Genomic DNA, 13522 nt, shown 5'->3' with positions numbered 1-13522 from the left:
CGTGCACGTCCGGTCGCGCTGACCGCTACTGCGCGTGTACGAATCGCTCAGGAAAGGGCGATGGCGAGCGCGTCCATCCCCCGCAACGTGACGTTCGGCTTGTAGACCGGCTCACCGATCAGGCGGGCCTGCGGGAAGCGCGCGGTCACCGCCGACAGCGCGACGGATGCCTCGAGCCGGGCCAGAGGTGCGCCGAGGCAGAAGTGCGGGCCCTTGCCAAAGCCCAAGTGCCGGATGGTTTCCCGGTCGGGGTCGAACTCGTCGGGCCGGTCGATCGATGCCGGGTCGCGTTGCGCCGCGGCAAGCAGCAGCATGATCGTGTCGCCCTTGACGATGTCGGTGTCTCCGATGGTCATGTCGTCCCCCGCGATCCGCCCGACCAGCTGCACCGGCGGGTCGTAGCGCATGGTCTCCTCGATCACCGCCGCCACCCGGCTCGGGTCGGCGGCCAGCGCGGTCCACTGGGTCGGGTGCCGCAGCATCGCGAGGATCGCGTTGGCGATCAGGTTCACCGTCGTCTCGTGGCCTGCGATGAGCAACAGATTGCACGTCGCGACGATCTCGTCCTCGGTGAGCTGGTCGCCGTCCTCCTCGGCGGCGATGAGCCCAGAGATCAGGTCGTCGCGGGGTTCGGTGCGGCGCTCCTCGATCAGGGCGTGCACGTAGTCCCTCAGCCAGACGGCCGCCGCCATCCGCTCGTCGAAGCCGTCGGACGGGCTGCCGGTGAACGTGATGAACGGGTCGAGTCCCTGGGCAAGCAGTGCCGAGGCCCGGCTGAACTCGGGTTCGTCCTCGATCGGCACGCCGAGCAGCCGGCAGATCACCGCGACGGGCAGCGGATGGGCCATGTCGGCAATGACGTCACACGTGCCCCGCTCCTCGATGTGATCGAGCATCTCGTCGACCATCGCGGTGATGTCGGGCTCGAGGGCCTTGACCACCTTCGGTACGAACGCCTTGCTGACCAGCTTGCGCAGCCGGGTGTGGTCGGGCGGATCGAGGAACAGGAACCCCGGCGGTCCGACCGGCCGCTCCTGCTCGCCGTTGGCTATCGCCCGTTGGGTCAGCGTCGACTTCATCCGGTCGCTGGCCGAGGACGGATGCCGCAGCACGTCGTCGCATTCGGTGAACGACGAGAACACGATCAGGTGCGCCTCGGGGAGCAGCAGCGGCCCGCTGGCGCGGATCTGCTCATACGCCGGATAGGGGTTGGCCCGGTTCGCCGGGTCCAGCAGGCGCACCAGCAGCGCCTGGGTGTCGGCGGTTGTCGTCATCTTCTTATTGTGCACGCGTTGAGTAGTAGCGGCCCAGCACGTGCTCGCGGAGGACGTCGAACTCGCCTGCGACGATCGATGCCCGGATCTGGTCGACGAGCCGAATCACGAAGCGCTCGTTGTGAATCGTGCACAGCATCGAGGCCAACATCTCCTTCGACTTGATCAAGTGATGGATGTAGGCACGCGTGTAGTTGGCGCAGGTGTAACAGTCGCACTCGGCGTCGACGGGCGTGAAGTCCCTGCGATACCTGGCGCCGGTGATGTTGTAGCGCCCGGTCGCCGAGTACACCGCGGCGTTGCGGGCCACCCGGGACGGCGACACGCAGTCGAAGGTGTCCGCACCGGCCGCAACGGCCGCGAACAGATCGTCGGGTTCGCTGATGCCGAGCAGGTGACGCGGCTTGTCGTCGGGTAGCTCGTCGGTGCACCAGCCGACGATGGTCGCGAGGTTCTGCTTCTCCAGCGCCCCGCCGATGCCGTAGCCGTCGAAGCCGCGCCCCTCCTCGTCGAGGATCTCGGTTAGCCCACGGCAGGCCTTCCGTCGCAGGTCCTCGTACTGCGCGCCCTGCACCACGCCGAAGAGTGCCTGATACGGCTTCGCCGCCCTCACCTCGGTGAGCCGACGGTGTTCGGCCAGGCACCGAACCGCCCAGTCGTGGGTACGCCGAACCGACTGCTCCTGGTAGCCACGGGTATTCACCAGCGTGGTCAGCTCGTCGAACGCGAAGATGATGTCGGCACCGAGTTGATGCTGGATGCCGATGGAGACCTCTGGAGTGAACCGGTGCGATGAGCCGTCCAGGTGCGACCTGAACGTCACGCCGTCGTCGTCGACGCGGGCGAGGCGCTCCTTGCCCGCGGCGATCACGTCATCGGCCTGCACGCGGTCGACGTCCATCGCCAGCACCTTGCGGAATCCCGCGCCCAGCGACAGCACCTGAAAGCCGCCGCTGTCGGTGTACGTCGGCCCAGACCAGTTCATGAAGGCACCCAACCCGCCTGCCTCATCGACGATGTCGGGTCCGGGCTGTAGATACAGGTGATAGGCGTTGGCCAGAACTGCCTGCGCCCCAACGTCCTTCATGGTTTCGGGCAGCACCGCCTTGACCGTGGCCTTGGTACCGACGGCGATGAAGGCGGGGGTCTGGATGTCGCCGTGCGGCGTGTGGATCACGCCAACCCGTCCGGACCGTCCTGGCAATTCCGCCTCAACCTCGAAAAACTCCGGGGACGGTGCGTTCACCGCACGATCTCCCGTCGCTTCGCTCGCCCCACCTGTAGATTCCTACACCATGCGCATCGTCTTGACCGTCGCCGCGTTGGCCGCCCTCGGTGTGGTTGCGGGCTGCTCGTCACCGCCGCCCGCCAAGCCGCAGCCGGGCACCCTCGTGGTCGGCACCGCTGCGGTCACCGTCAACGACGTCGACGCCGGCTCCACCGACGCGGTCGCTTGCACCGCCGCGGGGGCGTTGACCACGATCACCACCGGCGACGCGCAGTCCGGCGTCACGGCGCTCGTATCCAACAAGGACGAGCTCACCGCCGAGTCGGTCAGCATCAACAATCTGGGTGGCTTCACCGGAAGTTACAACGCCGGGCTCGGCGGCGAGGCCACGGTCACCATGACCGGTCGCACGTACGCCATCACCGGCACCGCCGAGGGGTTCGCCACCGACAAACCGAGTTTCCGGAGCAACGGCACCTTCACGATCAAGGTCGCTTGCTGACCGGTTGACCCGTTCACGGGTTGGCCAACAACCGTACGCCAGCCAATCCCCAGGCAAATTTTTCGCGCAAAGCCGGGACCGGGGCTGACGGGCGGGCCATAGTACTCAGGACGATCGGCTGATCTTGGCTGGTCGCACCGACAAGAGGAGTGCATTCGTGAAGCGTGGATTGCTGGTTGCAGTGGGAGGTGCGGCGATCGTGGTCGCCGGCCTGTCTGGCTGTTCATCGGGCGACAAGTCGTCGCCATCGTCGAGCGCGTCCAGCTCGGCGGCAGGCTCGAGCTCCGAATCCTCGTCGGCGAGCGCCTCCGCAGCCCCGAGCGGCGGCGGCACCAAGGTCACGATCGATGGGCAGGATCAGAACGTCGCAGGCACCGTGGTGTGCGCAGCCGTCGGCGGAAACCAGAGCATCGCGATCGGCGATGCGGGCACCGGCATCGCCGTCCTGCTCAGCGAAGGCGATTCGCCAACCGTCACCTCAGTCGGCCTTGGCAACGTCAACGGCGTCACGCTCGCCGTTGGTCCCGGCGCGGGCGACGCGACGGCCACCAAGGATGGCAAGAACTACTCGATCAAGGGCAACGCGACGGGCATCGACATGGCCAACCCGATGACCCCGGTGAACAAGCCGTTCGAGATCGCGGTCACCTGCCCTTAGTTCAGGGCTTCGAAACACATCAGGCGGCGGCGTCCCTCGGGGGCGCCGCCGCTTCTTTCAGATAGCCGCCGCTTCTTTCAGCTAACGGATGGCAGGCACAGACGACGGTGTGCATTCCGCGATGAAACGGGCCAACCCTGCGGTACCGTCCCAGCAACGCGCGTAGTTGGGGAACTCGGAGCGGGGGGCTTGTGGCAAAGCATCGGCTGCCGAAGTATCACAGGGCACGCAAGGCCGTTCTCACCGTCGTGGCCGCAGCCGGCATCTCCAGTGCGCTGGTGGTCGGACAAGCGACCAACAGCAATCTGTTGGTGCAGCTCACCAACACCGTCATCGGTATCGGCGGCCGCGACGACTCGATGAGTATTCGGGTTCCGAACAAACTCAGCGGCACGGTCGTGCCTTCGAGCTACTTCTATGAGGGCATCAACTATCCGGCCAGCCTCGCCCTGTCAGACAGCGCCAGGGACGGACTGCCCAAGCTGCACAACGCGATCAGCTCGAGGTCGGCCGAGACGTTCTTGATCGTCGCCGGTTACTCGGAGGGGGCGATGGTCGCCGAGTTGGAGCGACGAAGGCTGCAGGCACTCGACGCTTCGGCCGCGCCGTCGAACACACAACTGAGCTTCGTGATGATCGGCGCGCCGTTCACGCCCAACGGCGGCATCTTCGGGCGGTTCCCCGGCATCCCCATTCCGGTGATCGTCGACGGGATGGGCGCCGGTGTGCCGACGCGCTACGACACCACCTACGTCACGAACGAGTACGACCCCTACGCAGACTTCCCGGCCTACTTCAACCCGCTCGCATTGCTGAATTCCCTCCTCGCCGTTCAGTATTCACACCCCGACCAGTACTACGACGCCATCATCCCCGGAGTCACCCCCGCCAACGTGACGACGGTGCACAACAGTGCGGGCGGTTACGACACCTATGTGCTGGTGCACTCCCAGTACCTGCCTCTGCTTGGACCGCTGCGTCAGGCGGCGGCGGCGGTGGGCCTGACACCGTTCAGCGAGCCGGTGTTGAGCGCCTTCGAGCCGCTGCTGCGGGTTCTGGTCGACATGAGCTACACGGACCGGCTGAACCTGGATCCCGCGACGCCGACGCCGTTCTCACTCATCACCCCGCCGGAGAAGATCCTCCAGGCACTCGCTGCCATACCCGGCGCGATCGCCGAGGGTCTGGCGAACCTGGTGAACGGCGGCGGTCTGACGATCGCCCCGGTGAACCAGAACATCAATGCGCTGTCGGCGCCCCCGGCCCCGGCGGCGGACAGCGGGGACACGGCTTTGAAGAGCCTGACCGCCGCACCGGAAGCCAAGGCCCTGCCCAAGTCCGAGCCCGAGGCCAAGCCGGAGCCCAAGCCGGAACCCAAGGCCGAAGACACCGCACTGAAGGCGTCCGCGGAGTCCACCCCAACTGTGTCGACCGCGAAATCACCCGACGACGGACTGCATCCCACGGTGACCTCCAACGGCAACAAGGTCACGCCGGGCGAAGGCACTCCCTCCACCCCGGCATCCCCGGGGACCACGGGCACGCCGTCCACCCCGGCAACCACGGGCACGACGACCACCACCGGCACCAGCACCACCACCAGTGGGACGACGACGGGTTCCACCCCTGGCGAGGCCTCCGGTAGCACCGGATCCGAAGCCGCCGCGTAAGCCCGATTAGGCTCGCCGGAATGGACGAGCCAGTGCTGCGGCGTGCGACGGGCGACGACATTGGCGCCATCGAGGGGCTCGTCGCAGAGTCGTTCGGCAAGTACGTCGAACGCATCGGGAAACCGCCGGCCCCCATGCTCACCGACTACGCCGGAATGCTCGACACCTCCAGGATCTGGGTGGTCGTGCAGCGTGACGCCGTCATCGCCGTGCTGGTCACCCAGGACCAGGGCGACCATTTGCTGTTGGACACCGTCGCGGTGGCGACCTCCGCGCAGGGCGGTGGGTACGGCCGCCGGCTGCTCGAGCTGGCCGAGCGGGACGCCGCCGAGCAGGGCCTGAGTGAGGTGCGGCTGGTGACGAACGAGGCGATGACCGAGAACCTGGTGTTCTATCCGCGGCATGGGTACCGCGAGACGCACCGCGCCGTTCAGGACGGCTACCGGCGGGTGTTCTTCAGCAAGAGCCTCGCGAAGTAGGCCTACTTCTCCAGCGTGAACTGATTGACGTCGATGTAGCCGACGCGGAACATGTCGGCGCATCCGGTGAGGTAGCGCATGTACCGGTCGTACATCTCCTGCGACTGGATCGCGACGGCCTCGTCGTGGCGGGACTCCAACGCCGCAGCCCACCTGTCGAGCGTCTTGGCGTAGTGCGGCTGCAGCGACTGGGTTCTGGTCACCTCGAACCCGCCTTCGGTCGCACGCTCCTGCACCATCGGGATCGATGGCAGGCGTCCGCCGGGGAAGATCTCCGTCAGCATGAACTTGAGGAACCGCGCGAACTCGAACGTCAACGGCAATCCCTTTTCCCGCATCTCATCGGGATGCAGCCCAGTGATGCTGTGCAGCAACATGATTCCGTCGTCCGGCAACGCCCGGTGTGCCGTCGCGAAGAACGCGTCGTACCGTTCGTGCCCGAAGTGCTCGAACGCCCCGATGCTGACGATGCGATCGACCGGCTCGCTGAACTGCTCCCACCCCTGCAGGAGGATCCGCTTGGATCGCGGGCTGTCGGACTCGGCGAAGACGTGCTCGACGTGCTCGGCCTGGTTCTTGCTCAACGTGAGGCCGACGACGTTGACGTCGTAACGCTCGACGGCGCGCTGCATGGTGGCGCCCCAGCCACAGCCGACGTCGAGCAGCGTCATGCCCGGCTCGAGGCCCAGCTTGCCCAGCGCCAGGTCGATCTTGGCGATCTGCGCCTCTTCCAGCGTCATGTCGTCGCGCTCGAAGTACGCACAGCTGTAGGTCTGCGTCGGATCGAGGAACAACCGATAGAAGTCGTCGGAGATGTCGTAGTGGGCCTGAATGTCGTCGAAGTGCGGAGCGAGGTCGTCCTTGCCCGTGGGCGGTTTGGCCATCAACACAGAATGCCAGCCCGCCGCGCGGCGAGTTCGCGGAGTGCTAGGTCGAGCTCGCTGGTCAGGAGCCCGGCAGGCCTGGAATCTTCGGCATTCCCATGAAGTTCCCGATGCCTGCGAAGTTCCCGATGCTCGAGAAGTCCCCGTTTGCCATCTGATTGACCATGGTCGGGCAGTACATCTGAATCGCAATGGTGGTGAACAGTCCTGCCATGCCCGGCGAGACGCCGCTACCGGTGACCGTCGACGCCGCCTGGGCGAAGTTGCCGCCCGGCTGGGCGAGGATCGGGCAGATCGCCTGACCCAGCGCCGCCGTGGAGTTCGGGTCACCGAACCCCACTCCTGCGCCGCTGAGGGCGTGGAGGAAGGCGTCATTGCCCTCGTCGGCGCTTGCGGGTGCGATGGACGACATGGCGGCCGCGAAGACGCCTACGGCCACGGCTGCCACTCGGAATGTCGATCGTTGAGAGCTCATCTGCGACTACTTCTTCCGTCGTGCGCCCGACAGTGCACTTTTGACACTTGAGTCACATTGGAACCCTCTTTCACTCCAGACACGTTTACAACAAGATCCGGTAACGATTCGCAACCTATGCGTTTCCTCCGACGGTGCTCCGCGTGGTCGATGCGAAAATCCGCCGCCCTGTTATGTTCCGAACATGCCCCGTCGTCGTTACTTCACGGCCGGATGACGCCGATGGCGAATCGAATCCAGTCCCTCCTTGGAGTGCAGTACCCGGTCGTCCAGGCGCCGATGACCTACATCGCCCGCGCAGAGCTCGCCGCCGCCGTCTCGGAGGGCTGCGGCATGGGCATGATCGAGACCGTGACCGCCGAGGGCCGTGCCGATCTGCTTAGGGTGCGCCAGTTCACGGACCGGCCCGTGGCCGCGAACCTGATGATTCAGGGCTGGAAGAAGGACCCGTCGATCGTCGACACGATGGCCGCGGCCGACGTCCGCCACGTCTTCACCTCCGCAGGTGATCCTGCGCTGTTCACCGACCGCCTGCACGACGCCGGCATGACGGTGTTTCACGTCGTGGGATCACTGAAGGGCGCCGTGAAGGCGGCCGACGCAGGCGTCGACGCGCTGGTGGTCGAGGGCGTGGAGGGTGGCGGGTTCAAATCGGCGCTCTCCGCGTCGACGATGGTGCTGTTGCCGCTGGTTGCCGACCACGTCGACCTGCCGCTGATCGCCGCCGGCGGGATGTGCGATGCGCGCACGGCTGCGGCGGCGTTGGTGCTGGGCGCCGAGGGCGTGCAGATGGGCACGCGCATGCTGGCCAGCCAGGAGGCGCTCGTCCACGCGAACTTCAAGAACGCCATCGTGGACGCCGCCGACGACGGCACATTCCTGTTGAACATCCCAGGCAATCCCACGATGCGCGTCCTGCGGGTCGGCCTTGCGGCGCGGCTGGCCGGTTCCGATGACGGAGCGCCGGTGCTTGGCGGCATCACTCGCCTCTACTTCGACGGCGACATGGACGCCAGCGTCGCCAACACCGGTCAGGTGTCGTCCCGGATCACCGACCTTTTACCGGTGTCCGAGATCGTGCGGCGCACGTGGTGCGAGATCGAAGCGGCGTTGGACGCGGCGAGCTCTCGGCTCGGTCGAACGTAGTCAACTCGCCGGGTAGTCCCGCCGCAGCAGGTCGTAGAAGGCGAAGGCGGGAATCCCAAGGGCTGCCGAGAGATCGGCGGCGTACGCGCGGGCGATGGCCAGACCCTCGGTGCGTTCGTCGAACGTGCCGGTCAGATCCACCGCGATGCGGCAGCCGAAGGTGTCGGTGATCGCATCACAGTCGACCTTGACCTCGACCACACCGCGGGGTCTTGGCAGGCGAGTAACGGCGACGCGGACGTCATCCGCCCGGGCCGCCATATCGACATAGACCGACACGAACGCATTCATACCGCTCCCCATTATCTTGGGTCCCGGCGCAACCAGACGGCCGCACAACCTCTTGGTTGCAGGCTGTTCACCCGTTGGTCATGTGGGTCGGACGACCGAAGCGGGCGCGCACCCCCGGCGAGAAGAGCGCACGCAGGCGTTCCCCGGTGGGCCGCACGCCACTGGCCGGCACCAGATCGTCATCCAGATCGACCACCTCGGCCGCGTGAAGCGGGAACGGCCCATGCTCGTTGGGCACCCACCAGGTGCGGCCTGCCTTGCGGGTGTGGGCGCCCCACCGCGCGGTCAGCCAGATCTCCAGCGGTGTCGGCTCGACGGCCGCGCCGACCTCGACGGTCAATCGAGTCCGCAGTCCCCGCCGGGGCCAGCGCCGCACGCTGGCATAGGTGATTCGGTCGCCGTGCCGGGTCATCCGCATCTTCGCCCACGTGTATGGCACGCCGAGCCCGACCCTGGTCGCAGGAACCACCGCCAGCCGGGCCGTCTCCAACGAACGGAACAACACACCGTGGCGGCCCTCGTCGTCGGTGGAGTACAACCGGACGTTCGTCTCGAGGAAGCGGCCGAAGTACGGAAGAGGGCGCGAAATGCCCAGCGCGACATCGCTCATCGCGAACGGCACCAGACCGACGTACGTCGAGCCGTCGGCGAAGACGTCCGGTCGGGTGCCCGCCGGGTAGAAGTGTGCGATCGCCTCGGGGTCGACGGGCCAGTGCACGAAGGTGAGATCGGTCCAGTGCTGATGGGTGAACACGGGCCACGGCAACGGTGGCGCGGCAACCGGAAAGCCAGCCAGCTCGGACACTCGGCGATCGTGTCACGTTCGCCCAGCCAATTGACAAAACTGACGTATCCGGGCATTTCCGCCCTGGCTGATCTAGCATTTCGACGTCAACGCAGTTCGGCGGCGTCAAGGAGCAGCACTTGGATGCGACGCCGTTCGGGCACTATCAGTTGCTAGAACTGCTCGGTCGGGGCGGAATGGGCCAGGTATACCGGGCGCACGACACCCTCACCGACCGCATCGTCGCACTCAAGGTCCTGCCCGCTCACCTCGCCGGCGACCCGGTCTTCCAGCAGCGCTTTCGCCGTGAGGCACACGCGGCGGCAGGCCTGACCGAGCCGCACGTCGTTCCCATTCACGGCTACGGCGAGATCGACGGCCAGCTCTACCTCGACATGCGGTTGATTGACGGCGAGGATCTCGGAACCGTGCTGTCCGAAGCCCAGGGGCCACTGTCTCCGGAACGGGCGGTGACGATCGTCGAGCAGGTGGCAACGGCGCTGGATGCGGCGCATGCGGTCGGGCTGGTGCACCGCGACGTGAAACCGTCGAACATCTTCATCGCCGCCAAGGACTTCGTCTATTTGATCGACTTCGGCATCGCCCGCACCACCACTGAGACCGGATTGACTACTGTCGGAAGCACTCTCGGCACCATGGCGTACATGGCGCCGGAACGATTCAAGAGCGGGCAGAGCGATCCGCGCTCGGATGTCTACGCGCTGACCTGCGTGCTGCACGAATGCCTGACGGGCAGCAGACCCTACTCGGGGGACAGCCTCGAACAGCAACTCGCCGGCCACCTGGTGGCGCCTCCCCCGCGCCCGTCCGCGCTCAATCCCAACCTGCCCAAGGGTTTCGACGCCGTGGTCGCCAAGGGGATGGCGAAGGAGCCCGACAACCGCTATCAGACCGCAGGGGAACTCGCCGACGCGGTCAGAGCCGTTCAGCCGGTGCGGCGCGCCGCGCATTCCAAGCGCAAGCTGCCATCGCCGGGTGCCCGGCGGCCGCGGCGGCTGAGCACGCTCACACTGTCCGCAGCCGCCATCGTCGGGATCCTCATAGCCGCCGTCCTCACCTGGCAGATGCGCAGTGCACCAAGCGATTCGAGGAACGGCGCCGTTGGCGGATCTTCCACCACCACCGGATCGTCGTCGACCAGCCTTGCTCCCATGATCGGCGACCCCGCCGCCATCGCCGCCTCCGTGCCCGAGGCGATCCGGTCGACGGGGAAACTGGTGGTGGGGATCAACGAGCCCTACGCGCCTGCCGAGTTCAGGGGTGCCGACGGCAACCTGACCGGTTTCGACGTCGATCTGATGAACGCCGTCGCAAAGGTGCTCGGGCTCAACGTCGAATACCGCGAGACGGCCTTCGAGAGCATCATCCCGTCCGTGCAGGGCAAGGCCTTCGACGTCGGACTGTCATCGTTCACCGACACCAAGGATCGCGAAGCGTCCGCCGACTTCGTGACCTACTTCCAGGCGGGGACGCAATGGGCCCAACGGTCCGGCTCACCGGTCAACCCGAACAACGCGTGCGGTCGGCGAGTCGGCGTGCAGTCCCGCACTATCCAGGACACCGAAGAGCTTCCGGTGAAGAGCAAGGCCTGCGTCGCGGTCGGTTCGCCACCGATCGTGGCGATCGACTACGACAGCCAGGACGACGTCACCGCTGCCTTGACTGCAGGCCAGCTCGACGCCATGGCTGCTGACTCACCGGTGACGGGTTACGCCGTGAACCGCAGCGACGGCACGCTGGAGGCGGCGGGCGAGGTCTTCAACGCCGCGCCGTACGGCTGGCCGGTGGCCAAGGGTTCGCCACTGGCCGAGTCCCTCCGGCAGGCGCTGATGCATCTGATCGCCAGCGGCGAGTACCGCACGATCATGACCCACTGGGGTGTCGAGGCGGGGATGATCACCCAGCCGGTGATCAACGGCGCCTACAGCTGACCCAGCCGACCCTCGACGAAGACGCTCTGCGGCGTCCCGTCGTCCAGATCCGACGGCACTGAGCGCCCGTTGCCGGCCATCAGCTCCTCGGCGGTCAGGGCGGTGGTGCCCCAGCGGTGCGCACGCAGCCAGTCGACGACCTCGGTCCGTTCCTCTTCGTAGAGCAGGTTTCCAGACTCGGGAATGTCCTGACGGCCCAGTTTGACCGCTGCCGCCCGGTAGCGCTCCATCTGCTCTTCCCGGCGGGCGACGCTGTCCGCACTGAAGAATTCGTTGTTGAACGCCTCCACCGCGATCCGGCTGCCGGGCGCGCTCAGACCCTGGATGCGCTCGAACAGCAGATCCTGCGCCTCCGCTGGCAGGTAGGGCAGCAAGCCTTCTGCCGACCACGCGGTGGGCACCCCTGGATCGAATCCGGCCTGCTGCAGCGCGGTCGGCCAGTCCTGGCGAAGGTCGATGGGAACACCGACGTATCTCGCAATCGGTGTGGCGCCGTGGGATTCGAGCGTCTCGGCCTTGAACGCCAGCACCTTCGGCTGGTCGATCTCGTAGACCACGCTGCCGTCGGGCCACGCCAGCCGCCAGGCCCGCGCGTCCAGTCCGGCCGCCAGGATCACCGATTGGCGCACACCCGCAGCGGCCGCGGCGAGGAAGAACTCGTCGAAGAACTTCGTGCGCGACGCCATGTAGCCCGTCATCGCCGCCATCCGCTCCCTGAACCTCGGGTCGACCTCAGCCAGTTCGGTGGGCAGCTCGTCGTTCAAGTACACGCTCCAGATGCCGTCGCCCGCGGCTTCGAGGAACAGCTGCGCGTAGGGATCGACGATAAGGGGATCGTCGCTATTGGTTTCCGCAGCCCGGCCCGCGGCTACGCCGAGCGCGGTTGCCCCGACGCCCTCGCTGATGTCCCAGGTGTCATCGCCAGTTCTCGCCATGGCATCGACTGTACGCGAAGACGTTAGATGCGCTTATCAATCATTCGTGAGCGGCTGTGTCGATTCACGGGTAGCCCTGGCAAGGACCTCCGGCCCGGTCGTCAGGGCTTTGCGCCACGGCGCGACGCCGTCGACTTCGATCTCGATCGTGATGCTCAGCACCGTTCGGATCAACACGATCATGCCCAGCACGGCCGCATCGGTCAGTGACGGCGCCGACGTGACGGTCTTGACGATGTCCGCCGCGACGAGCAGCTCCAAGCCGAGCAGTATCGCCCCACCGAGCGAGTCGCGCAGCGTCTTGAAGGCACGGCCGCCGTTGGCGGTTCGCTTCCAGGTGACCGCGGCGAGCGCGAAGGCGTACATCGAGCCGAGCACCATCGCCAGCACGCCCGATACTTCGAAGGCGTGGGTTGCCCACTCGAAGAACGCCTGCAAGTGCATGCCACCAGCCCCTTCTGCTATCGCGACCAGTCCGCTGCCTGTTCGTGGGCGATGCTCCAGCGCACCGACGTGACGCCGGGTTGTTGGCTCAGCGTGAGGACGGCATCCTCGACGACCTGGTCGTCGCGGGCGGCGGTCTCGAACTCTGCCTGGAGCTCCACTTGCTCGGCAGCGTGGGCAGGCCGCGTCCGCACCGCGCGCAGCTGGAAAGCGGGCCGCGGCATCGCCTGCGCGACCAGCGCCTTGATCTCGGCCTCCACCTGCCGGCCGCACACCACCTCGAGCACGTAGTCGGCAGGAGTCGCGTCGCGGCCGCTCTCCTTGTGTACCCGGTCCATTCGGCTCGCCAGCGGCTGCAGGAACCAGTTCGCGGCCAGGATGATGGCCGCGCCCGCGGTCGCCTCGCGCCACATCCACGCCCCGGCCAGCGCGCCAACGGCCGCGGTCGCCCACAGGGTTGCGGCGGTGTTCAGGCCCGTCACCGACATGCCCTGCTTCATGATCACGCCGGCCCCGAGAAAGCCTATGCCGGACACGATCTGGGCTGCGACTCGAAGCCGGTCACCCGACTGGTCGAAGCTGTAGGCGCTCAGGATGAGGAACAGCGCCGAGCCCATGCTGACCAGAGCCATGGTCTGCAAGCCCGCCATCCTGGACCGCCATTGGCGCTCGAACCCGATCGCAAGGCCTAGCACCGTGGCCAGGCCTACGCGGCTCAGCAGTTCGACGGCCAGCATGCTCCGGATTTTCCACCCTGCGGGTGGGTCGGTCCGTCAGACACGCACGCTTGAATCCAACCT

General features: G+C 66.7%; 15 protein-coding genes. 6 read left to right on the top strand and 9 right to left on the bottom strand.

Annotation, left to right across the window (positions count from 1 at the left end; genetic code table 11):
* Positions 1 to 47: 47 nt before the first annotated feature.
* Entirely contained in the window at positions 48 to 1274 is a 1227-nt protein-coding gene (locus HNP02_RS24420) for a cytochrome P450 (RefSeq protein ID WP_184443077.1), read from the bottom strand.
* Between the two features lie 4 nt (positions 1275 to 1278).
* Positions 1279 to 2520, bottom strand: coding sequence for a tRNA guanosine(34) transglycosylase Tgt (gene tgt, locus HNP02_RS24415; protein ID WP_184443076.1), 1242 nt, complete (start codon positions 2518 to 2520; stop codon positions 1279 to 1281).
* Between the two features lie 49 nt (positions 2521 to 2569).
* Between tgt and HNP02_RS24410 the strand changes: the two genes are divergently transcribed.
* The 4 genes from HNP02_RS24410 (at position 2570) to HNP02_RS24395 (ending at position 5811) form a co-directional block, all read left to right on the top strand.
* Positions 2570 to 3004, top strand: coding sequence for a lipoprotein LpqH (locus HNP02_RS24410; RefSeq protein ID WP_184443075.1), 435 nt, complete (start codon positions 2570 to 2572; stop codon positions 3002 to 3004).
* 157 nt (positions 3005 to 3161) lie between these two features.
* Positions 3162 to 3662 carry a lipoprotein LpqH gene (locus HNP02_RS24405; RefSeq protein WP_184443074.1) on the top strand — a complete coding sequence of 167 codons (501 nt, stop codon included), beginning with the start codon at positions 3162 to 3164 and terminating at the stop codon, positions 3660 to 3662.
* 191 nt (positions 3663 to 3853) lie between these two features.
* The gene (locus HNP02_RS24400) at positions 3854 to 5332 is read left to right on the top strand and encodes a PE-PPE domain-containing protein (protein WP_184443073.1); all 1479 of its coding nucleotides are present in this window, start codon (positions 3854 to 3856) and stop codon (positions 5330 to 5332) included.
* Between the two features lie 20 nt (positions 5333 to 5352).
* Positions 5353 to 5811: a GNAT family N-acetyltransferase gene (locus HNP02_RS24395; RefSeq protein WP_184443072.1), complete on the top strand. Its 459-nt coding sequence runs from the start codon at positions 5353 to 5355 to the stop codon at positions 5809 to 5811.
* Between the two features lie 2 nt (positions 5812 to 5813).
* On the opposite strand, the gene HNP02_RS24390 is transcribed toward HNP02_RS24395, so the two are convergent.
* Complete coding sequence (locus HNP02_RS24390; protein WP_184443071.1) at positions 5814 to 6695, bottom strand: cyclopropane mycolic acid synthase family methyltransferase; 882 nt, start codon at positions 6693 to 6695, stop codon at positions 5814 to 5816.
* Between the two features lie 61 nt (positions 6696 to 6756).
* On the bottom strand, positions 6757 to 7170 hold the full coding sequence (locus HNP02_RS24385) for a DUF732 domain-containing protein (protein ID WP_184443070.1): 414 nt from the start codon (positions 7168 to 7170) through the stop codon (positions 6757 to 6759).
* A 222-nt stretch (positions 7171 to 7392) separates the two neighbouring features.
* Between HNP02_RS24385 and HNP02_RS24380 the strand changes: the two genes are divergently transcribed.
* A complete protein-coding gene (locus HNP02_RS24380; protein WP_184443069.1) occupies positions 7393 to 8316 on the top strand; it encodes a nitronate monooxygenase family protein in 924 nt (307 codons plus the stop codon).
* On the opposite strand, the gene HNP02_RS24375 is transcribed toward HNP02_RS24380, so the two are convergent.
* Complete coding sequence (locus HNP02_RS24375; RefSeq protein ID WP_184443068.1) at positions 8317 to 8607, bottom strand: hypothetical protein; 291 nt, start codon at positions 8605 to 8607, stop codon at positions 8317 to 8319.
* Between the two features lie 67 nt (positions 8608 to 8674).
* Entirely contained in the window at positions 8675 to 9412 is a 738-nt protein-coding gene (locus tag HNP02_RS24370) for a DUF2071 domain-containing protein (RefSeq protein ID WP_309241676.1), read from the bottom strand.
* 119 nt (positions 9413 to 9531) lie between these two features.
* Between HNP02_RS24370 and HNP02_RS24365 the strand changes: the two genes are divergently transcribed.
* Positions 9532 to 11343, top strand: coding sequence for a bifunctional serine/threonine-protein kinase/transporter substrate-binding domain-containing protein (locus HNP02_RS24365; RefSeq protein WP_184443067.1), 1812 nt, complete (start codon positions 9532 to 9534; stop codon positions 11341 to 11343).
* On the opposite strand, the gene HNP02_RS24360 is transcribed toward HNP02_RS24365, so the two are convergent.
* Genes HNP02_RS24360 through HNP02_RS24350 form a run of 3 tightly spaced genes read right to left on the bottom strand, consistent with a single transcriptional unit; the run spans position 11334 to position 13459 of the window.
* Complete coding sequence (locus HNP02_RS24360; protein WP_184443066.1) at positions 11334 to 12278, bottom strand: class I SAM-dependent methyltransferase; 945 nt, start codon at positions 12276 to 12278, stop codon at positions 11334 to 11336. The two genes, HNP02_RS24365 and HNP02_RS24360, sit on opposite strands and share 10 nt — an antisense overlap.
* A gap of 36 nt (positions 12279 to 12314) precedes the next feature.
* Positions 12315 to 12722 carry a DUF1622 domain-containing protein gene (locus HNP02_RS24355; protein WP_184443065.1) on the bottom strand — a complete coding sequence of 136 codons (408 nt, stop codon included), beginning with the start codon at positions 12720 to 12722 and terminating at the stop codon, positions 12315 to 12317.
* 17 nt (positions 12723 to 12739) lie between these two features.
* A complete protein-coding gene (locus tag HNP02_RS24350; RefSeq protein WP_184443064.1) occupies positions 12740 to 13459 on the bottom strand; it encodes an MgtC/SapB family protein in 720 nt (239 codons plus the stop codon).
* Positions 13460 to 13522: the final 63 nt, after the last annotated feature.

It is taken from the genome of Mycobacterium sp. AZCC_0083, assembly GCF_014202335.1.
GTDB lineage: Bacteria > Actinomycetota > Actinomycetes > Mycobacteriales > Mycobacteriaceae > Mycobacterium.
The sequence above is the reverse complement of the archived record's forward strand: the minus strand, read 5'-3'. Positions and strand labels throughout refer to the sequence as shown.

Bases quoted from the DNA above. Each gene is read 5' to 3' on its own strand.
- HNP02_RS24395 (WP_184443072.1), top strand. From the start codon at position 5,353: ATGGACGAGCCAGTGCTGCGGCGTGCGACGGGCGACGACATTGGCGCC.
- HNP02_RS24420 (WP_184443077.1), bottom strand. From the start codon at position 1,274: ATGACGACAACCGCCGACACCCAGGCGCTGCTGGTGCGCCTGCTGGAC.
- HNP02_RS24355 (WP_184443065.1), bottom strand. From the start codon at position 12,722: ATGCACTTGCAGGCGTTCTTCGAGTGGGCAACCCACGCCTTCGAAGTA.
- HNP02_RS24385 (WP_184443070.1), bottom strand. From the start codon at position 7,170: ATGAGCTCTCAACGATCGACATTCCGAGTGGCAGCCGTGGCCGTAGGC.
- HNP02_RS24350 (WP_184443064.1), bottom strand. From the start codon at position 13,459: ATGCTGGCCGTCGAACTGCTGAGCCGCGTAGGCCTGGCCACGGTGCTA.
- HNP02_RS24390 (WP_184443071.1), bottom strand. From the start codon at position 6,695: ATGGCCAAACCGCCCACGGGCAAGGACGACCTCGCTCCGCACTTCGAC.
- HNP02_RS24360 (WP_184443066.1), bottom strand. From the start codon at position 12,278: ATGGCGAGAACTGGCGATGACACCTGGGACATCAGCGAGGGCGTCGGG.
- HNP02_RS24410 (WP_184443075.1), top strand. From the start codon at position 2,570: ATGCGCATCGTCTTGACCGTCGCCGCGTTGGCCGCCCTCGGTGTGGTT.
- HNP02_RS24380 (WP_184443069.1), top strand. From the start codon at position 7,393: ATGGCGAATCGAATCCAGTCCCTCCTTGGAGTGCAGTACCCGGTCGTC.
- HNP02_RS24375 (WP_184443068.1), bottom strand. From the start codon at position 8,607: ATGAATGCGTTCGTGTCGGTCTATGTCGATATGGCGGCCCGGGCGGAT.